The organism is Paenibacillus xylanexedens, assembly GCF_017874615.1.
In the GTDB taxonomy this organism is placed as follows: Bacteria; Bacillota; Bacilli; order Paenibacillales; family Paenibacillaceae; genus Paenibacillus; species Paenibacillus xylanexedens.
This window is the reverse complement of the sequence record NZ_JAGIKV010000025.1, coordinates 1-21,005: the sequence shown is the minus strand read 5'-3', so window position 1 is coordinate 21,005 and position 21,005 is coordinate 1. Positions and strand designations below refer to the sequence as shown.

Genomic DNA, 21,005 nt, shown 5'->3' with positions numbered 1-21,005 from the left:
AGTCATCCCGTCAGCAGGCAGTCCCTCACATCGTTTATTGATATGACTTGAAGTTTACATCGGTGACAAGAGCTTCTTTGTTACTTTTACGGTTGTTGTCCGTGTAACTCACCTGACTTTCAGAGGATAAGCGAAGAGGCAGGCTGCTCTTCCGATCTACCGTGAGATGATATACCGTCTGCACGCTCGCTTGTTTCATCATCTGTTGCATCGTTGTTTCACCCTGTTTCCAAACTTTCTCCAGATCCTTCTCAAGCTTCTCCTTACGCGCCCCTTTCACCGTAGCTGCCTTATGCATATATTCTGCCCGAATGGCGTTCATCTCGTCGTTTAGCTGAGTTACAGCCCATGATTTGGCGTCTTCCGGTGCAAGTTCAATCCGTAATGTTCTGGTTCGACGACCGGCCCCATATTCGGATTGAATGGTTTTGTTCATCTTATCGATCTTCTCCATTTGGGCAATTGGATTAAAGCGGGAAAGAGAACCACGCAGCGGCTCATGCTGCGCTGACAATGCCATCCATTGTCCTTGTTTCCGCTCGAAAGAGGCGCTAAACCCACTGGGCTGTCCATTATTTTTTACGGCAGTTGTTTGAATGCCTGTGCCCACAGCGGTTACTTCTCCAGGTAATCGGGTCTGAAGGGTCAGACGATCATGATTCTCCAGCTTGCCTTCGAATTTGAACTGATTCTCGAACAGCCCACTGTTCTCCCGTCGAAGCCCTGCCTCTCCTTCAAAACTCAACGTTTCTTTTCCCGCTATCCCGGATAAGGCCAAGGAAAAAACCTCTTCAGGCGTTCGATCTCGCTGGATTAATCCACAACCCGGAACACCAATAATCACAATGCTCACAAATAACCATAATGTACGTACCGAATGGCGGTTAAACATGTCTATCTTCACCCTTCCGTGAACTTTCTCCATAGATTGCCCCGCCCGTATACGCTTATACTTCCTTCTATACACAACTTGATTCTCCCATGCACAAAAAAAAGAGAACGACTCCGCAACTGGAATTGTTCTCTCTTAACGTGTCACATCCTGTTCTTCTACAACGATTCTGTTCCGACCACCATTCTTGGCGCTGTACAAAGCCATATCAGCCCGATAAAACAAGGACTCTACACTGACCTTTTCATCCATCCAACTCCACTCTGCGATGCCACTGGATACCGTAACGGGCGGTCTGGTCTCTTCTGCGACTCTCTTTCGAATCACTTCCGCATAATCCAACGCCTGCTTTACACTCACCTGTGGCATATAGATCGCCAGTTCCTCTCCACCCCATCTGGCGCAGACATCCTCCGAGCGAACAGAGCTGGTGACAATCTCACTCACTTGCTTCAGTACTTGATCCCCTGTCTGGTGTCCGAATGTATCATTCACCTGTTTGAACTGATCAATATCCACCACAATGAGGGAGCCACAGAATTCATGAGCCTGTCGCTCGTGAATCACACTATCCAGATAATGCCTCACGTACAGACCTGTCAACATATCCAGATTAGCCAAGCGCCGAACCTCGGCATGCAGCGTGGCATTTGACAGGGCAAGCCCGATATGAATGGATAACATCTGTAAGAGCTTATAGTTATCATATGAAAAGTAGTGCTCTCTACTGTGTCCCAGCAAAATGGCACCCTTCACTTCACCATTGACTCTGATTGGTGATGCAATCAGTGACATGGATCCCGTATCTTCCATGAAAAAGGAGGACACTTTATCAAATTGCGCATAATTGGCTATAATAAGTGGTTCCTCTGTTCGATACACCAAACCTGCGATACCGTAGTCTACAGAAAAGGATTGGTGAAAAACATCTTTCACGTTAGATGACATGACTTCGAAGTCATTGGTACTGTCATTGAGTTGAAGAATGCAACACGTTTCAGCCTGGAATATTTCCTTTAACTCTTGCTCGGATAGTTGATAAATCTCCGAAAGATGCAGGCTTTTGTTCAACCGCTGTGTCAGATCATTAATTAAACGAAGTTCCTGAATTAACATATTGGATTGTTCATGCAACTTGGCGTTCTCAAAGGCCGTTCCTGCAGTGTCTACCATCATCGTAATCAATTGCAAGTCCGATTCTTCCATAATCTCTTCATTCATTTCGATATGGAACACACCGTATATGCCTTGTTTGCCTTTCAGCGGAATCCCTACATCTACAATGCGGTTCTCTGCATCATGTGAGCGAGCAACGATCAGCTTACCTTCCATAAATGAACGCACACAAAGATCTTCTCCTCGCTCGTGGACAAGCAACGGTTTAATCCGTGGATCAGAGTTGCTCTGATCCTGAGACATATACAATTTGATATAAGTGGCCGGGTACAAGTAATCCATACTGTCAAATACCTCATCCAATATGGCCTCGACATCCATTTTGTCATGCATTCGCTGAACAATCTGAAAGAGGATGGACCTCCGGTGTTCCTCACGGGCTGTTTGTTCATGAGCATGTAACAGGTCCGTCATAAATATGTATTCAAATCTTCGGTAAAAGCAGGTGCGATAATGCAATGCCTCAGATTGAACCACAGCTTCAGACGTTTCATATCCATTGGATTCATAGATCACAGCAGTGAATACAGCAAACATATCCTCGTTTGTTCTGGAGAATAAGGGATGTGTTATTATAAGATATTCTCCGTGTTCGCTTGTCCCTTTAAGGGACAGGACCTGTCTCTTATCCAAACATTCCAATACCAGTCTGCGTGCATTTACGCCCGGATCAGCTTCATGATCGCTATCGTATCCTATGCAATCGCCTTCCGTGTTCCACACGCTGTAAAAGGTTGATGTCCTGGCCAGCCTTGAACCCACTCTGGAGTTCCAGTCACTGTATGCCTGCTCTAGCAAGCTGCCCAAATATGAAAAATCAAAAGGTGTGATATCCATTTTTTGCATCCACAACACATGCTCTTCATGAGAACGAGGAGCGGCAAAAGATGCGGAATCGCCCGAACTTCGTGAATTCAAGCTGGCAGGTAAACTTCTTAGATGTTCTAACATGTCAGGCGCTCCTTTGCACCGTTTTTGCATCCACCAGGATGCATTAATCTGCAGACGTTATCGCAAACCTGCAAATCCGTTGCGATAACCTTGCTACATAAAGATGATTTAAAGTTAAGATACAATCTATTTTACTCTGTTTAAACCTTTTTTGCATCCATATTTCAGAAAATTGTCCCATTATTTTAGGCCCAATGACCTATCGACAAATTTAGACGTTTTTTTGCTTTTATTCTACACTTGACTTTGTTTCTCTTAAACTGTAATATAAATTGTTGATGAAGACTACTAATGGGTCTTTAAATTTGGGCATTACCGGTTGTGTCACCCTCATTCTTTTTGTTGCTTTCAGGACAGCGGCTGAACTTTCCTGATCGTTCTATGCGAGGCCAAGCCCGCATCAACAAATTGGAGCGCAAACAGAGCCCTAATATGAACTTTAACTAAAAAGGAGCTACTTTAAACATGGCACGTTACACTGGTCCTAAATTTAAATTGAGCCGTCGCCTCGGCATTTCCCTTAGCGGAACAGGCAAAGAATTGAAACGTCCTTTCCCTCCAGGTCAGCACGGAGCTAACCAACGCAGAAAAATCAGCAACTACGGTATGCAATTGCAAGAAAAACAAAAATTGCGCCACATGTACGGTTTGGGCGAGAAGCAATTCCGCACACTGTTCTCTAAGGCTCAAAAAATGCAAGGTATTGCCGGTGAGAACTTCATGTTCTTGCTTGAGTGCCGCCTTGACAACCTCGTTTACCGCCTTGGGTTCGCTAACTCCCGCGCTGGAGCGCGTCAGTTGGTAGCACACGGTCACGTAACTGTAAACGGCAAAAAAGTCGATATCGCTTCTTACCAAGTAAGCACTGGCGATGTAATCGGCTTGCGTGAGAAGAGCCGCGCTCTTTCTTCCATTAAAGAAGCTTTGGAAGGCCGTTCGCATCTTCCAGCATACGTTGAATACAACGAAGCAGCTGTAGAAGGTAAATTCATCCGCTTGCCTGAGCGTGCTGAATTGTCCCAAGACATCGATGAAAAACAAATCGTCGAGTTCTACAACCGTTAATCGTTGCAATCACATTAAAGTTTCACTCCAAACAGCTGTCGAGATTTTCTCGGCAGCTGTTTTTCTATGCTTTTTTTTAATTATCTTCATTATAGGAACGTAAATAACGATATAAAATATAGACTCCCTTCAGGAGAAGCACACATCCGTATATACATCACAAGAATAACATCGAGGGGGATTAAAACATGCATTTTTTTCGCAATCGCAAGCTTGCTGTTAAGCTTGGACTTTTACTCGGGATCGTATTACTCTGTTGTATTGGAGCCCTGATTGCATTTAATACCAAATCCATTTACGACAAAAGCCTCCAGTACGGCGAAACCGTTGCTGGACAGGCAGCAAACCGGGCTACGAATGAGTTTATGACTGACATTAATCAGGTTAAAAACACATTGGACACCATGAGTACCACGTTATTGGATGCCGCTCAGAACGGATCACTCAACCGTGAAGAAGTCGTCAGACTCCTTGAACAATATCTGAAGAAGGACGAGAAAGTTTTTGGCTTTTATACGGGCTGGGAACCGAATGCCTTTGATGGAAACGATGCGGAGCACATCAACAAAAAAGAATATGATGATGCTACGGGTCGATTCGTTCCATACGTTATACGCGATGGCAACTCCCTGCATTTTGAGCCTATGCCTACTTATGAGGGAAGCGGTGAAACTAGTACTTACTATCAGCAGCCAAAGAAAACCAAATCCATCTATTGGTCCGAGCCTGTTACCTACACGGTTGGTGGAAAAGAAACACTGCTCGTTTCGATTGTCCTCCCTCTATTAGATGAAAACAAAACTTTTCTGGGCATTGTGGGGGCCGACTTTACCATTGATCGTTTTCAGCAAAATATAGCATCACTTAATCCGGATCAGGGTTATGCCATGCTTATTACTAGCGAAGGACAGATTGCTGCACACGGCTCCAAACCGGAGTTGGCTCATGAAGGAGCCGTAATTCCATCTGAAATGAAGACAGTCATTCAGCGTATACAGTCTGGCGAGTCTCAGTTTTACGCTACAGACCCTGAAGTAGGTGAAGAACTATTTATTGCCGAGCCTGCCAGGTTACAAGGAACAGATTCCAACTGGTACCTTGTATCGGCGTTGCCAAAGAGCCATATCCTTCAACCCTTCTATGACAGCTTGAACTGGTCCATACTGATTGCCGCACTGGCAGTACTTCTGCTTGCAGGTGTGGTTACCTACACCATCGTCTCCATTGTAAGGCAGTTGAATCAAGTTAATATCGTCGCTGGACAGCTGGCTGGCGGAGATTTCACACAAAAGTTACCTGTACGATCCAAAGATGAATTTGGCATCATGGCGGGTCATATGAATCAGATGATGGATACCCTGCGTCATACCATATCGGTTATATCTGAACATGCTTTATCTGTCGGCTCCACCTCTCAACAGTTGACCGCAGGTGCCGAAGAAACAGGTAAAGCAGCCGAACTGATTGCATTAACAGGAGTCGAACTTGCAGATAAAGCAGGTAAACAGGTGCAGGAGCTGCAAGAGTCCTCCCGTTCCATGAATGAAATATCTGCAGGGATCGGAAGAATTGCAAAGGCCGCCTCCGATGTATCCGATTCATCGCGAACTGTAGCCGAACGAACAACCATCGGAACTGATAAGATTCAGTCCGCTATGCGTATGGTCGATAGTGCCACTTCTTCTGTGCAGACGTCGATGACCGCACTGGAGAATTTCCGCCAACGTTCGGAAGAGATTGGCCATATTACAGGCATGATCACGGAAGTTAGCCGTCAAACCAACCTACTTGCACTTAATGCTTCCATTGAAGCATCGCGAGCAGGTGAACACGGGCGCGGGTTCGGTGTTGTTGCTTCTGAGATTCGTAATCTGGCTGAACAATCCAGAGTATCAGCAGCGCAGATTGCAGCGTTAATTCATAGCGTTCAGCAAGAGGTCCTTTCTCTCGTTGGAAATATGGAACATGGGAATGCCGAGGTGAGCCATATAGCGGAAGTGATTAATGAGAGTGGTGAACTATTCCTCTCGATTTCATCACAGATTTCAGATGTTAATGAGCAGATTGAGCATGTCTCAGCCATTGCGCAGCAGATGTCAGCTGGATCACAACAGGTTGATGCCACGTTAGTGCAACTCAAAACCATTGGTCATGAGACAGCAGATCACGCAACTCGTGTAGCCTCTGCCTCTGAAGAACAACTCGCATCCATGGAAGAGATTACGGCGGCATCTGCCTCACTGGCTAATCTTACCCAGGAACTATTAGAGCTGATTCAACGATTCAAAACCTAATGTAGAAGACCTCCAATACGACACATCATTCAGGCCACCCTATGCACCTCAGCATGGAGGTGGCCTGCTTATTTTGGCTTACAACTCATGAAATGTGCTTCAATATCGCATGATATATAGCATAATGCATGGCAGAATGGCAAATTTCGACCATTACTTGTATTTCTCAGGCATGCAAACCCGCCTTTTTATGCTATAATAAGTGCTGTTAAAAGGAGGAAGACACTGAATGGTTGATGTTAATAAGAAAAAGCCCGATGAACAGCCTGTACGCAAACGTAGCTTTGCCCGCAGACTGGGAAGTTTCGTCAAATGGATGGTTGTCCTTGGATTTATGGGGGCACTATTTGTAGGCGGTGCTTTGATGGGATACGTCAGTTCCATTGTGAAAGACGAGCCTGTCCGTTCAAGGGCCCTGATTGAACAAAAAGTCAGCGAAAACTCCATCACAGGCTTTGCTTACTTTGCCGACGGCAGTCCGATCGGTCAATTACGTACGGAAGAAGACAGGCGTCCGGTCACTACGGACCAGATCCCACAGAAGGTTATTGATGCTGTCATTTCGATTGAAGACAATCATTTTTACGAACATAAAGGTGTAGACATGAGCGGAACCCTACGTGCCGTGAAACAGAAAGTGCTGAAAGAATCAGTACAAACCGGCGGTAGTACACTGACTCAGCAATTGGCGCGTCGTGTGTTTTTGAATCTGGATCGCACGGAAGATCGGAAAGTGAAAGAAATTTTGCTCTCACTCCGACTCGAACGTTTCCTGACCAAAGACGAGATCATGACAGCCTATCTGAACAAAGTTCCTTTTGGTAATGGTTCCAGCGGATACAACGTTTACGGAATCAAAGCGGCCGCCAAAGGATTGTTCAATATTAACGATCTGGAAAAAATCAACATCGCTCAAGCTGCTTATCTTGCTGGATTGCCACAACTCCCCTCCTCTTACTCCGCTTTTAACGGTAAAGGTGATTTTGTAGAGGAGAATTTTGACCGCGCAATCAACCGTCAGCATCTGGTACTGCGCCGTATGCTTGAACTGGGCAAAATCAATCAGCCCGAGTATGACGAAGCCCTTGCTTTTGATATCAAAAGCTCACTCGCTCCGAAGACCATCAAGGCTTACAACACTTATCCATATCTTATGATGGAAACGGAACGACAAGCTGCACAGATTTTGATGAAACAGTTGAATTCCGACACAGCTGAATCTACAGACAAAGCTACGGATGCAGACACACCTCAGAAGGAAAGCAGTGCATTATTAGAGGAAGCTCAGACGCAACTGCGGACAGGTGGATATCGTATATACACGACCATCAACAAAAGTATCTACAAAACGATGCGTACCATTGCGGAAGATGACAGCAATTTCTCAGCTGATGATCCTGTCAAAGGAAAAGAACAAACTGCTGCTATGCTGATTAATCACAAAACCGGTGCTATTCTAGGTATGATTGAGGGTCGGGATTTCCAGGATGAACAGATGAACTATGCAACACAGATGGTACGTCAGCCAGGTTCAACGATGAAACCTATTGCAGCTTATCTTCCTGCGCTAGATGAAGGTCTTGTTCAGCCAGCTTCAATTATTGATGACTCACCGATCATTCTCAAAAATGGTCCGAGCGGCTACCACATTGCCAAGAATGCCAACAACCGGTATCAGGGACTGGTCACTGCCCGCAGAGCACTGAATTATTCTCTTAATATACCGGCTCTGAAGTTGTTTAATGAAGAAGTAGGGATCGAGAAGGCTTGGACCTTCGCCAAGAAACTGGGGATTACCACCATTCAGAAGGAAGACTATCAGGCTCAGACCGGTGTTCTCGGAGGTCTCCAATACGGTGTAACCGTTGAAGAATTAACCAGTGCCTATGGTGCTATCGCCAATAATGGTGTATATAACGATTCTTACATGATTAGCAAAATTGTAGATTCCAAAGGAAACATCGTTTATAAACATGATACTGAACCTGTCCAAGCCTTCTCGGAGCAGACAGCATACCTGATGACCGATATGCTGCGGACCGTTATTACAGAAGGAACGGCAGATAAAGTACGTGAAAATTACAAATATTCCAAGAGTGTGCCAATCGTAGGTAAAACGGGTTCCACTCAAAACTACGCAGATGTCTGGTTTGAAGGTTATACACCAGATGTTACACTTGGCGTGTGGGTTGGATACAAACAGCCAGTGAATACGCTGGAAAGTAAATCACAGAGAAAACGTGCGCAGCAACTGTGGTCGAAAATCCTGAATGAAGTGATCGATACGCAAAAAGATCTGTTCGTCACGGATTCGTTCAAAAAACCGTCTGGCATCGAAACGCGCACGGTATCGGCTTACAGCGGCAAGTTGCCAACATCCATGACTGACAAATTTGTTACGGATATTTTCAACAGCAAGTTTGTTCCGAAGGATAGCGATGATGGTGTCGCCAAAGCCAGGTACATTACTTACAATGGTGTAAACTATATTCCGCGTGACGGAACACCTTCGGACATGTTGAAGGAAAAAACAGTAATTAAGCGTAAAAAACCAATCTCGGATCTCATCAAAGAATTGCAAAATGCATTCTCACGTATGAGTCGACATGAGTCACTTGCTTATTATCTTCCTGAAGATGCTGATGCAGACATGCCAACACAGATTGATCCAAGAACAGATAACGGCAAAGCTCCTGATGCACCAGGAAATGTACGCATCTCAACCTCGGGTGACAGAGCAGTCATTACATTTAATGCCACACCTGAAAATGATGTCGTGGGTTATCGTCTGTACCGTTCTGTAAACGGTGGAGGATTCCAGAACCAGGGTCAAGTTGTCCTGACGGGTGAATCCAGATCATTCTCTGCATATGCAGCGCAAGGTGGCAACTTCTCCTTCTATGTAACCGCAGTGGATGTTGCCGGCAGAGAGTCTGCTCCTAGCGCTACAGTAAATAGTGCTGGTGTAGCTCCTCCTGTGGAAGAAGAGATTGATGAGCCGATTGAAGTTCCAGGTACAGTCATTACGCCGGGAGAAACGCAGACCGATAATGCAACAACGACAGCCCCAGGCACACCTGGTCAAGTCAGCGTATCTGCCCTCTCTCAAGGACTGCGTATACAATGGGCGTCAACTCCAAGCGCAGATAGTTATGCTGTATATTACAGCGAAACAGGCTCGGCTCCTTACACCAAAATTGGAACAACAGCGGGTAATACGATGGATTATGGAGTACCCGCATCTACCAGTGGATGGTTCAAGGTATCTGCCAGCAACAGTGCGGGTGAATCCGAACCTTCTGCAGCCTTACATTTTCAACCCTGATTCATGCATAGCGTTCCAAAACAAGCCGCATCCTCAGACTGTATCTGAGGGTGCGGCTTTTTATTTGCATGTGCAGCAGGCAGCCGCTAAAAAAGCCTGCTTCATGCCAATGGCATAAAGCAGGCTTTTACAATCCATTTTTTTAATGGGTAGAGTCACTGTATTTGGCTTCGTAGAGTATTAACTTCTCCCCACAGTCATTTGTATTACCATCGATACCGACACATTGATGATCCTAGCACTGTCGCGTTAGTCTTCAATGGTGGATAGATCTCCTGTTGGCAGATCAAGCTCCCAGGCTTTCAGGACACGCCGCATGATCTTGCCGGAACGTGTCTTGGGCAGTTTATCCTTAAACTCAATCTCACGCGGAGCAGCGTGGGCAGACAGGCCCTCTTTGACAAAACGATAGATCTCTTCTTTCAGCTCCGGTGTCGCCTCATATCCTTCACGAAGCGCCACAAAGGCCTTGATGATCTCCCCACGTGTCACATCCGGTTTACCGATTACACCCGCCTCTGCTACCGCAGGATGCTCCACAAGCTTGCTCTCCACCTCAAAGGGGCCGATACGCTCGCCTGACGAATTAATCACATCATCAATCCGTCCCTGGAACCAGAAATATCCTTCTTCATCCATATAAGCGGAGTCACCGGATACATACCAACCCGTAAGCCTGAAATACTCCTCGTATTTCGCAGGGTGTTTCCAGATCTTCGCCATCATGGATGGCCAAGGTGCCCGTATCGCCAGATTACCCATACTGTACGGCGGCAATTCCTGCCCACGATCATCAATAATCGCTGCTTCGATGCCAGGCAACGGACGTCCCATGGAGCCAGGCTTGATCGGCATTCCGGGATAGTTACAGATCAGCTGTGCACCTGTTTCCGTCATCCACCATGTATCATGAATTCGCTGACCATAGGCTTTCCACCCCCAACGAACAACCTCCGGATTGAGCGGTTCACCGACAGACATGACATGACGCAGACTGCTCAGATCATGCTGGGCAATGGTCTCTTCACCCGCTCCCATCAGCATACGGAAGGCCGTTGGTGCACTGTACCAGATCGTGACTTTGTTCTTCTGGATGGTGCTGTACCAATCTTGAGGGCTGAAACGACCGCCTCGTATCACATTGGTCACTCCGTTGAGCCATGGAGCAAAGATACCGTAAGAAGTCCCTGTCACCCAACCTGGGTCAGCAGTGCACCAGTACACATCATCCTCACGTAAATCCAGAACAACCTTACCTGTATAATAGTGCTGAATCATGGCATTTTGAACATGGTACACCCCTTTGGGTTTACCCGTAGAGCCTGAGGTATAATGAATAAGCAAACCATCCTCACGATTCAGCCACTCTACTTCCATCTCATCCGAAGCGGCAGACATCTCTGCATCAAAATCGATGAGTCCTTCTTCAGTCTGCACGCCCCCACCCACGATAAATATATGTTTAAGTTCGGGCAATTCGGAACGTTTGATGCGTTTCAGTAATTCCGGAGTGGTGACGAGTGCCACTGCTCCGCTATCCTCCAGCCGATCCTTCACAGCCGTTTCCATAAAAGCTTCGAACAACGGGCCCGCGATGGCTCCAGCTTTCAATATACCCAGGAGACTAAAATACAACTCAGGACTTCGAGGCATAAAAATAAATACTCGTTCCCCTTTGGCTATGCCATATTTGCGGAGAACATTCCCGAACCGACTCGACTGTTCACTCAGATCAGCGAAAGTATAGGACTCTTCACGTGAAGCATCGCTATACAATAAAGCGGTTTTTCCGCCCCTTCCTTCCAGTACATGACGATCAATCGCTTCATGCGCCATGTTCACTTTTCCGCTGGCGTGCCACGTAAAGTGCCTTTCCACCGATTCCCAATCGAACCGGCTTCTCGCCTCCGTGTAATCGCCCAGGTTAGATTCGGACACAACCGTTTGCAGCATCTCACCATGTGCTTGACTCATGCTTGCCAGCCTCCTTCAACTCGACATTTTGATTCCCGTTAGGGGTCATTTCTCATTGCCTTTGTGTTGACTGAACTTCCAGTTAGCGCTTACATTAGTAGAGAGAACTTCTCATCATGTACTTGCTCGGCCAAACAGATGTTAACTATACTGTATTGAATTGTGAACATTTTTTGTCTACGCAATTATAGCAAATCTTTTCAATCGTCGTCTATGGCTTTTCAATTTTTTGGATTTTTGCTATAAGTAGGGGGAGAGAGGAGCATGAACCATGGAACATATCAAAGAACATCATATGCGTTCCATCTTCAAGTCCGGCCACCGAATTACTGTTGAAGGTCCCGTGCAGGCCGATGAGATAACCCGTCTAGCCTTCCATCCGGATCTGGATGCCTTTCGGCGCCCAACGGAGCAGCAGGAAGCTCTCGCAGAGATCGCAGCATTGCCAGAAGGACGAATTATCATTGCACACGAAAATGAAACGATTATCGGCTATGTAACCTTTCACTATGCAGATGATTGTGAACGCTGGTCCGAGGGCAATATGACTGATCTGATTGAGCTTGGGGCAATCGAGGTTGCGGACGACTATCGTTCGCTTGGCATTGGACGTGAAATGTTGCTTACGGCTCTGGAAGATAAACATATGGAGAACTACATTATTTTCACCACAGAATATTATTGGCATTGGGATCTGAAGGGCAGCGGACTAAACGTATGGGATTATCGCAAAATGATGGAGAGGCTGATGCAGACAATCGACATGACCTGGTATGCAACAGACGACCCTGAAATCTGTTCACATCCTGCGAACTGTTTGATGGTACGTATCGGAAGTCAGGTGCCGATCACATCGGAAGAACAGTTTGATCGTGTACGCTTCCGCCATCGGTTTATGTACTAATTCGATGATCTATTCGAAAAACGATATACATAACAAAAACCGCCTCCAGCAGCGTTGCTCCATACTTCATGGAACAGCTAATCGAAAGGCGGTTTTTCAAGTTACTGCCATTACATATTTTCTAACATATGCTCCACAATGCGATGTGAACGCTGAGAAGATTCCACGGTAAATTCAGCAAAGTTAACATGCGCCGAACCATCCGCTTTATCTGACATCCCACGCAGGACAACAAATGGTACTCGATTCATGTAACAGACCTGAGCAACTGCTGCCCCTTCCATCTCAGCACATGCACCGTCCATTTCGGTATATAACATGTTAACCGTATCTTTATTCGCAATAAATTGGTCTCCAGATAACACTTTACCGATCAGGTAATGGGCTCCCTGCGCTTTACACGCTTCTTCAGCCAGTGTAATAAGCGAAGCCTCGGCAGGAAATGCAGATGTCTCCTGGTAAGGAATAACCCCGCGTGCGAACCCCAGTGGCGTTACATCCATGTCGTGCTGAACACATACAGACGATATAACCATATCTCCGATGTTCAGCTCCGGGTTAACTGCACCCGCAACACCTGTGAAGATAATCCGATTAACCTGAAAACGATCAATCAAGATCTGCGTCGTAACCGCTGCATTTACTTTACCTACGCCGGATTTGCACACGACAATTTGCTTGCCCAGCCACTCGCCTGCAACGTATGTAATCCCGGTTTGTTTGACCGTCTCAAGCTGCTTCATACCTGCCAGCAAAAGCTCGACTTCTTCATCCATCGCTCCGATAATCCCAATCGTTTCACGCATCTTCCGATACCTCCTGTTTTCACTTTTAACCTCATTCAGCACAAAAGCTCCGTCTCCGGAGCTTTCGCATATCCACTATGTAGAGAGAATGACTTCTCCCTTACTGTATATAATCCCGATTAAACTACATCTGCGTGACTTACAGACAGACGAAGAATCGTTTCATGCGGCAATATAACCCGTGGGTTCTCCACATTTTCTTTCTTCATCAACTTGGTCAGCAAACGCATAGCTACTGCGCCAAGGTCGTACATTGGCTGAGCCACTGTTGTCAACTGAGGACGCACCATGGAAGCCATACGGATGTTATCCACACTAATAATGGAGAAGTCATCCGGTACTTTCAGACCGTCATCCTGAATGCTGTGAATGGCACCAATGGCCATTTCATCTGTAGCAGCAAAGATAGCTGATGGTTTTTTCTTGAGTCCAAGGAAATATTTCATTGCTTCCACACCGGATTCATATCGATAGTTACCGATTCGAACAAGATCCTCCTGGTATTCAATCCCCGCTGCTTCCAGTGCTTTTTTGTATCCTTGGAAACGGGCATATCCATTCGCCGGATCTTGCAGTGTTCCACTGATCATCGCAATTTCCTTGTGTCCATGACGAATCAAGGTGTTTACGGCGTCAAACGCAGCCGCCTCATGGTCAATATCCACAGAAGGGAATGAGCCCTTCTCATCACTCGTTGCACAAAGTACGATCGGCACAGCCGCAGATTGGAACGCCTGAATGTGTTCATCCGTTACTGTTCCGCCCATGAAGAGCAGTCCGTCTACTTGTTTTTCGAGCAAGGTGTTAATAACTCGAATTTCTTTTTCTTTCTTCTTATCTGCATTACACAAAATAATATTGTAGTGATACATATTCGCAATATCTTCAATTCCGCGGGCAATCTCCGCGAAGGTTGAATTCGAAATATCTGGAATAACGACCCCGACCGTGGTTGTCTTCTTGCTTGCCAGACCTCTGGCTACCGCATTCGGACGATATCCCAACCGTTCGATGGCTTCATATACTTTTTTCCGCGTTTGCGGTTTGACATTAGGGTTATTATTAACTACCCGTGATACCGTTGCCATAGACACTCCAGCTTCACGTGCCACATCATAAATGGTTACCGTCACAGTACTTCTCTCCATTACCAGTAAATTTTCATACCATTTTCATTAAGATTTATATTACGACAAATTTTTGCATTAATCAATTAAAATAGGCTTTAGGACTCACTCAAAACATTCGTAAGTGTGGCGCTAGTAATATCTGAATGGGAAGTATGCCATACAGGAATTCCCTTTTTGATCAGGATTGCCTGTGGAGATTCGTGCTTAACACCCAGCTTGTCTGCTGCTTCATTCGATACCGGGCGATCTTCCACAACATAGATAATGCCATATTTCACTTGTTCATTGGCATTGTTAAGCAAATAATCGTTCATCTCCTGATAAGCGTTCGAGCTGATCGGACAGCGCGTGCTGTGCTTAAACAGGAGCAAGGGTTGATCCTTGGTAGCCTCCACTGCGGAGTTTAGCTGTTCAATACTTGTCATTTTAGTCATGTCAGCCATTAGATATACATCCCCCTTTACCAAGAATACCGCTATGTTGAGCGTTTTCACTCTTCGATATCTTAACAAAAAGTGAGCGAAAAAGCCAATTTTCATGAAAACAAGCATTTTACACGTCAAAATTAGACAGCATTTGAGAAGTACTCCTGCCACACAAATCCGGATAATTGACTTAATCTACGCTCCGTGGTCTCAATCCACGCTGCATCACCAGACTTCGTTGCGTAACCCATAATGTCAAGCAGCAGATTGATACGCTCCTCCACTGCTTGCTGCATTCGATATTCCATCTCCCGATCAGTCGCATCCGGCCAGGCCAGCAGTAGCTCATGAAACAGGTCTGCCAATTCATTACGTTCACCAAAAGATACGTCTTGCTTCACGGGCTGTTCACCCAATGTGTTTATGCATTCTGTTAAGTCCGGCTTGACCGGCGGAAGCACTTCGTATGATACACAGTCTGTACACGCAAATACGGGTACGTTTCGAATCTCCACTTTTTTGGCGTATACCACTGTTCTTAATTCCAACTCCATTACATGTCCACATCTGCACGACTTGCGCACCACCATCACCTCATTCGTTCTATACTCTATATAAGTACCATTCGACCTATTTCGGCTCAAATCCTGCTATAAACGAAAGGTTGCACAAATTACCACTCCCTCCAGATGAAGGTTGTCGAATGCAGGCAGTCACTGACTTGTAATCGCTTCCTCCAAACTGAATATGCACTTCCATGAAGTCCCTTGGAGAATCTGTTACAATTAAAGACGCAACATCCCTAATCACCGCAAAAAGGAGAGATGGACATGAGATTAACTGGTAAAAAAGTCATCGCTCTGGTCGATGAAGAATTCGAGGATTTAGAATTGTGGTACCCTGTACATCGGGTTCGTGAAGAAGGTGCAGAAGTGCATCTTGCTGGAGAGAAAAAAGGAAAAACCTATATTGGCAAATACGGTGTGCCTGTTGAAGCCGAATACAGTTTCGATGAACTCGACAGTGCAGATTACGATGGCATTCTCGTGCCAGGCGGCTGGGCGCCAGACAAGCTGCGTCGTTATCCCAAAGTACTGGAGCTTGTGAAGGAAATGAATGCAGACCGGAAACCGATTGGACAGATCTGTCATGCGGGCTGGGTGCTGATTTCTGCCAAAATTCTGGACGGGGTTACAGTAACCTCTACACCAGGCATTCGGGATGACATGGAAAATGCAGGTGCTATCTGGAAAGATGAAGCGGTTGTTGTTGATGGACATATCATCTCAGCACGTCGTCCGCCTGACCTTCCACCTTATGGCAAGGCATTCTGTGATGCACTCGCTGACAAGTAAAAACAACCCCATTGTGCTCTCATGCACAGTGGGGTTGTTTTATATAACAAGTTTTTCTTAAATAATTATCACAAATGTAAATATATTAACTTAAAGGTATTTATATCCAGTTTCCCTAATCACGATGCGTTCGAACCACTTTGTTCATCCGGACTTCCCGTAGAGTCATTAAAGACTTGCAGTCGCTCCTCAATATCTCCGCTGGTCCGAAGGGTGAAGCACTTTCGCGCTTCTTCTTTGGCAGCCGATGCTGTTGTGTTCAGCACTCTGTGCTTCACACGTAACAGGGATTGTGGAGACATACTCAAGTGGCGAATGCCAAGCTCCAACCAAAGCGGAATGGCACGCTCGTCCCCTGCCATCTCTCCGCACACACTGACATCAATTCCAGCCGTATGAGCCGCATCTGCTGTCGCACGAAGCATCCGCAGAACAGCCGGATGATAGGGGTGATACATATGAGCAATCTGCTCATTCATTCGATCTACTGCCAGTACATATTGGACCAGGTCGTTCGTACCAATACTGAAGAAATCAGCTTCCTCTGCGAGCAGATCAGCAATCATCACCGCTGCAGGAACTTCAATCATAATTCCCACCTGAATGTGAGGGTCGTATGATAATCCCCGCTCGTCCAGATCGGACATCGCCTCACGAAGAATCTCATTGGCCTGCTGAAGTTCTTCCACCGAAGAGATCATCGGGTACATGATTTTGACATTTCCGGCAGCGCTGGCACGCAGAATGGCTGTAAGCTGTGTTTTGAACAGATCCTTGCGGTCGAGACTAATCCGAATAGCTCGGTAACCCAGAAACGGATTGTCTTCCTCCGGCAGTTCAAAGTAATCGAGTTGCTTGTCACCACCGATATCCAGTGTACGAATAACAACGGATTGTCCTACTGTTTTCTCTGCCACAAGACGGTACACCTCATACTGTTCTTGCTCACCCGGGAACGTAGCCCTGTCCATATACAAAAACTCTGTTCGGAACAAGCCCACACCTTTGGCTCCTTGTTTCAAAGCAAGGTCCAATTCCTTCACCGAACTGATATTGGAAGCCAAGTGCAAAACGGCCCCATCTTTGGTTACAGCATCCACGGTAGCAAGGACTTGAAGTTGTTCCTTTTTCTTCAGCTGCTTGCTGCGAAGCATCGTATACCGTTCAATCGTCTTGCGATCCGGGTCCGTAAATACCAAGCCATTGTCACCATCCACCACAAGCATATCCCCTGTCTCTACCGGCATGCCAAGACTCGCTTCCAGACCGGAAACGAGAGGAATGCCAAGGGCACGAGCCATAATCGCGGAATGTGATGTTTTCCCGCCAATCAAGGTTACAATACCTAGTACATGGGTGGGATTCAGATGCGCCAGTTGAGATGGCGACAGTTCTTTGGCAACGAGTACATACGGCTGGGTATCCGAAGGAAGTGTAATCTCCGGTACACCAAGCAAATGCTTAAGCAGACGGTTACCCACATCCTTGATGTCAATGGCCCGCTCCTTCATATACTCGTCTTCCAGCAAGTCAAACATTGTGACAAAGTGATCAATGGCTTCTTTGACCGCCACTTCTGCTGCCTTATATTGACGCTCGATAATGCCGCGAATCTCGTTCATGAATACCGGATCTTCCAGGATTGCCAGATGTGCATCAAAGATACTGGACTCCTCTGGACCAACGACTTCCTTGAACTCATTTTTGATATATTCGATCTCATCCTTTGATGTCCGTATGCCCTCATACAGCCGTTCGAACTCTTGGGCGAGATCCACCGAATCCATCTTCTGATCCGGCAGATCCCATTCCCAACTGGGCAGGACAAATGCTTTGCCGATGGCTATGCCTGCAGCTGCGTTGATGCCTTGTATCTTCATTCTACCCCTCCAACGTTCCTGTCATAGAGCACCACGGACATAACGGATGCCTGACCTTTCTTAACTTGCTTAAATGGAGCAAAACTCCATGATTTTATACGATCCGGATTCGTAATTACCATGGGTGTTGTCAGTGACGCCGCTTGATCGCGAAGTACTGCCAGATCAAATTTGATCAACAACTGCCCTGGCTCCACCGTATCGCCCTCCTGAACAAAAGCTTCAAAATGGCCTTTCAACTGAGAGGTATCGATGCCGATATGCAGTAACACCTCAAGCCCTTCACGGGTAGAAATACCCAAGGCATGCATGGTCGGGTACATGTGCATAATCGTTCCGTACACGGGTGAGACCAGCTCTCCCTTTTCCGGTACAAAGGCTACACCATCACCGACAAGCTTGGCTGCAAAGATCTGATCTGGCACCTCTTCAATCGGGAGCATTTTGCCCTGAACGGGGGCACAGAACAGTACCTGTTGCAGATCTCTTTCCAGCAGCTTCGCGATTTCTTCCCGAATCAATTCCGAGTAGGTCCCGAATACCACCTGTACGTTACCGCCACCCAGCTTGATCAGTCCGGCGGACCCCATACTCTTCATGGCACCCGTGTCGATCAGGCGGTCATCATGCACAGTCAGGCGAAGACGTGTAATACATGCTTCAACCTGTACAATGTTACTCTTCCCACCCAATGCTTCGAGGATTAAAGGTGCCTGATAAGGAATGTTACCTACCCAATCTTCCAGCATGGAGCCCTCTTCACGTCCTGGTGTTGGAATCTTGAACGTACGAATCGCCCATCGGAACAGGAAGTAGTAAACCAGCCCATATAGTATGCCAATCGGAATGAGCTTCCAAGCATTCTCCGATAGATGGAAATTGAGTATGTAATCAATAATACCTGCGGAGTAAGAAAATCCATGCCGGATATCGAGCCAGTAACTAATCCACATGGCAACGCCGGACATCACTGCATGCACGATGAACAGATAAGGTGCCGCGAACAAAAAAGCAAACTCAATCTGTTCCGAGACCCCGGTTAGAAAACAAACGAGTGCCGATGTCAGAAAAGTTTTCTTGATTTTTGGTTTCAGATCTTCCCTGGCTTCCTGAATAATAGCAAAGGCTATCGCCGGAATGGCAAACATCATGATGGGAAACAAACCCGCCATAAAGAATCCTGCTGTTGGATCACCTGCAAAAAATCGGGGCAAATCCCCTTGCACAATGTTACCATCAGGCGTCTCAAACGTCCCTAACTGGAACCAAAACACATTATTAAGCAGGTGATGAAGCCCGAAAGCGACCAGCACCCTGTATAACACCCCGTAAATGAACAGTCCAAAACCCCCGAGACTGTATTCCCAAGTAGCAATGCCGTTCAATCCATGCTGTAGGATCGGAGCGAGCCATAACATAAAACAGGAGAACAATGCCGAACAGAGTCCGACGATGAGCAAAACAAACCTTGAACCTCCAAAAAATTGTAAAATTTCAGGCAGTTTAATGCTTTTAAACCGATTATGCATCCCACCGGCAAGCGCGCCGAGTATGATTCCGATTAAGGAAGCGGGCTGAACGGTGCCATCCCCGAAGTTCCGAGTCACCTGATCATATATCACGATACCAGCCAGAGCAGCAAGTCCCGCTTGTCCGGCCTGGTTGGAGAGTCCCAGTGCTACACCGACAGCGAACAAATACGGTAAGAAATAAAAAATACCGTGTCCGGCCACAGTAGACACTTCACCGACAATACCCAATCCCCAGGCGTCCCAAGGCAGACTGCCAACACTGAGCAAAATTGCGGCGGCGGGCAGGACCATTGTAGGCAGCATTACCGCTCGTCCGAGCTGCTGCAAGGATCCGAGCCAATTCATGGCGACCTCTCCTTTCTATCCTAGATGGTAAGCTTTACGCAACGTTTTGTCAAAGCAAAACATTAACCAATTGGTCATTAATAACGGCAAAAATAGTAGAGTAAGAGGCTGGGTAATCCCAGCCCCTCCTCATCAAACCGTACGTGAGGTTTTCCCTCATACGGCTTTCCGATGTTCTTCTTCCTGCGGCATTACGGATTTTTTTTTTCTTCATCCAGCCAGTTTCTTGAGCCCTGCCCGTTCAGCCATCGCTGCTGCCTGTCGGGACTGACTCTGCTTATGACTTCGGTTTCGTTTTTTATTCCAATACAAGGTCAACCGCTTTCGGATATACCAGTCGATTTTGTTCAGGAACTTGGTCGCAAAGACATCGAACCCGTAGTAGTTCCTCCAACCCTGTATTTTCGGGTTGAGTTCTTGGATCATCTGATTCATGGTCCAATACAGACGACTCCTTGGCTCCGTGACTTCTTTAACACGCGCCCTCATTCTCTTCATCGCTTTCCGGCTTGGATAACTGCGAAGGACATGGACTTCTCTGCTGCCTTTCAGCTTCTTCGGGATTTTTCGATGATGCATCCCTAGGAAATCGAAACCTTCCTCGGCTCCCCACAGGTGGATCACTTTCGATTTTTCCTTGTTAATCTCCAGTTCCAGTTTTCCCAGTACTGCCTTTAGGACATCAATCGCTCTACGGGCTTGCTCTTTGGTTTTACACAGGATGACCAGGTCATCGGCGTAACGTACCAGCGTTCCTGTTTCTGTAAACTTCTTTTCCCAGATTGTGTCCAAATAGTTCAAGTAGATATTCGCCAGTAAAGGACTAATCACTCCCCCTTGCGGTGATCCGATCTCCGTCTTATGGAACTGATCATCTTCCACAAAACCCGCTTTCAACCATTGCCGAATCAGTTTCAGCACCCGCCGATCACTGATACGCTGCTCTACCAG

Annotated in this window: 15 protein-coding genes; 5 read left to right on the top strand and 10 right to left on the bottom strand. The window is 46.5% G+C overall.

Translation table 11 applies throughout. The features are described 5' to 3' along the window. Positions 1-34: 34 nt before the first annotated feature. On the bottom strand, positions 35-925 hold the full coding sequence (locus J2Z28_RS25495) for a hypothetical protein (RefSeq protein ID WP_211084805.1): 891 nt from the start codon (positions 923-925) through the stop codon (positions 35-37). 102 nt (positions 926-1,027) lie between these two features. Beyond that, positions 1,028-3,019, bottom strand: a complete 1,992-nt coding sequence (locus J2Z28_RS25490) for a sensor domain-containing diguanylate cyclase (protein ID WP_211084804.1) — start codon at positions 3,017-3,019, stop codon at positions 1,028-1,030. A gap of 465 nt (positions 3,020-3,484) precedes the next feature. On the opposite strand from J2Z28_RS25490, the gene rpsD reads away from it, so the two are divergent. The 3 genes from rpsD to J2Z28_RS25475 all read left to right on the top strand — a co-directional run bounded on the left by rpsD (position 3,485) and on the right by J2Z28_RS25475 (position 9,703). Then, entirely contained in the window at positions 3,485-4,084 is a 600-nt protein-coding gene (rpsD, locus tag J2Z28_RS25485; protein WP_017687421.1) for a 30S ribosomal protein S4, read from the top strand. A gap of 188 nt (positions 4,085-4,272) precedes the next feature. Further along, positions 4,273-6,378 (top strand): methyl-accepting chemotaxis protein, encoded by a 2,106-nt coding sequence (locus J2Z28_RS25480; RefSeq protein ID WP_211084796.1) that lies wholly within the window; start codon positions 4,273-4,275, stop codon positions 6,376-6,378. A gap of 229 nt (positions 6,379-6,607) precedes the next feature. Next, the gene (locus tag J2Z28_RS25475) at positions 6,608-9,703 is read left to right on the top strand and encodes a transglycosylase domain-containing protein (RefSeq protein WP_211084794.1); all 3,096 of its coding nucleotides are present in this window, start codon (positions 6,608-6,610) and stop codon (positions 9,701-9,703) included. A gap of 249 nt (positions 9,704-9,952) precedes the next feature. On the opposite strand, the gene acsA is transcribed toward J2Z28_RS25475, so the two are convergent. Further along, positions 9,953-11,677 carry an acetate--CoA ligase gene (gene acsA / locus J2Z28_RS25470; RefSeq protein WP_211084793.1) on the bottom strand — a complete coding sequence of 575 codons (1,725 nt, stop codon included), beginning with the start codon at positions 11,675-11,677 and terminating at the stop codon, positions 9,953-9,955. A 271-nt stretch (positions 11,678-11,948) separates the two neighbouring features. Here acsA and J2Z28_RS25465 point away from each other — a divergent pair, with 271 nt between their 5' ends. Then, a complete protein-coding gene (locus J2Z28_RS25465) occupies positions 11,949-12,581 on the top strand; it encodes a GNAT family N-acetyltransferase (protein WP_211084792.1) in 633 nt (210 codons plus the stop codon). A gap of 110 nt (positions 12,582-12,691) precedes the next feature. Here the strand turns inward: J2Z28_RS25465 and J2Z28_RS25460 are convergent, their stop codons facing one another. The 4 genes from J2Z28_RS25460 to J2Z28_RS25445 form a co-directional block, all read right to left on the bottom strand. After that, positions 12,692-13,387, bottom strand: a complete 696-nt coding sequence (locus tag J2Z28_RS25460; RefSeq protein WP_017687416.1) for a 5'-methylthioadenosine/adenosylhomocysteine nucleosidase — start codon at positions 13,385-13,387, stop codon at positions 12,692-12,694. A gap of 119 nt (positions 13,388-13,506) precedes the next feature. Next, positions 13,507-14,520, bottom strand: coding sequence for a catabolite control protein A (ccpA, locus tag J2Z28_RS25455; protein ID WP_017687415.1), 1,014 nt, complete (start codon positions 14,518-14,520; stop codon positions 13,507-13,509). A gap of 92 nt (positions 14,521-14,612) precedes the next feature. Continuing rightward, on the bottom strand, positions 14,613-14,960 hold the full coding sequence (ytxJ, locus tag J2Z28_RS25450; RefSeq protein ID WP_211084791.1) for a bacillithiol system redox-active protein YtxJ: 348 nt from the start codon (positions 14,958-14,960) through the stop codon (positions 14,613-14,615). Positions 14,961-15,082: 122 nt separating this feature from the next. After that, the gene (locus tag J2Z28_RS25445) at positions 15,083-15,496 is read right to left on the bottom strand and encodes a hypothetical protein (RefSeq protein WP_017687413.1); all 414 of its coding nucleotides are present in this window, start codon (positions 15,494-15,496) and stop codon (positions 15,083-15,085) included. A 276-nt stretch (positions 15,497-15,772) separates the two neighbouring features. Here J2Z28_RS25445 and J2Z28_RS25440 point away from each other — a divergent pair, with 276 nt between their 5' ends. Continuing rightward, positions 15,773-16,297, top strand: a complete 525-nt coding sequence (locus tag J2Z28_RS25440; RefSeq protein WP_211084790.1) for a type 1 glutamine amidotransferase domain-containing protein — start codon at positions 15,773-15,775, stop codon at positions 16,295-16,297. A 119-nt stretch (positions 16,298-16,416) separates the two neighbouring features. Here J2Z28_RS25440 and ptsP read toward each other — a convergent pair whose 3' ends face one another. From ptsP to J2Z28_RS25425, 3 genes are all read right to left on the bottom strand, one after another. Beyond that, positions 16,417-18,177 (bottom strand): phosphoenolpyruvate--protein phosphotransferase, encoded by a 1,761-nt coding sequence (gene ptsP / locus J2Z28_RS25435; protein WP_211084789.1) that lies wholly within the window; start codon positions 18,175-18,177, stop codon positions 16,417-16,419. Then, positions 18,174-20,054, bottom strand: a complete 1,881-nt coding sequence (locus tag J2Z28_RS25430; protein WP_017687410.1) for a glucose PTS transporter subunit IIA — start codon at positions 20,052-20,054, stop codon at positions 18,174-18,176. Before J2Z28_RS25430 ends, ptsP begins: the two co-directional genes overlap by 4 nt. Positions 20,055-20,264: 210 nt before the next feature. Beyond that, the coding region (locus J2Z28_RS25425) for a reverse transcriptase domain-containing protein (protein WP_244988534.1) at positions 20,265-21,005 on the bottom strand (741 nt) is incomplete at its 5' end.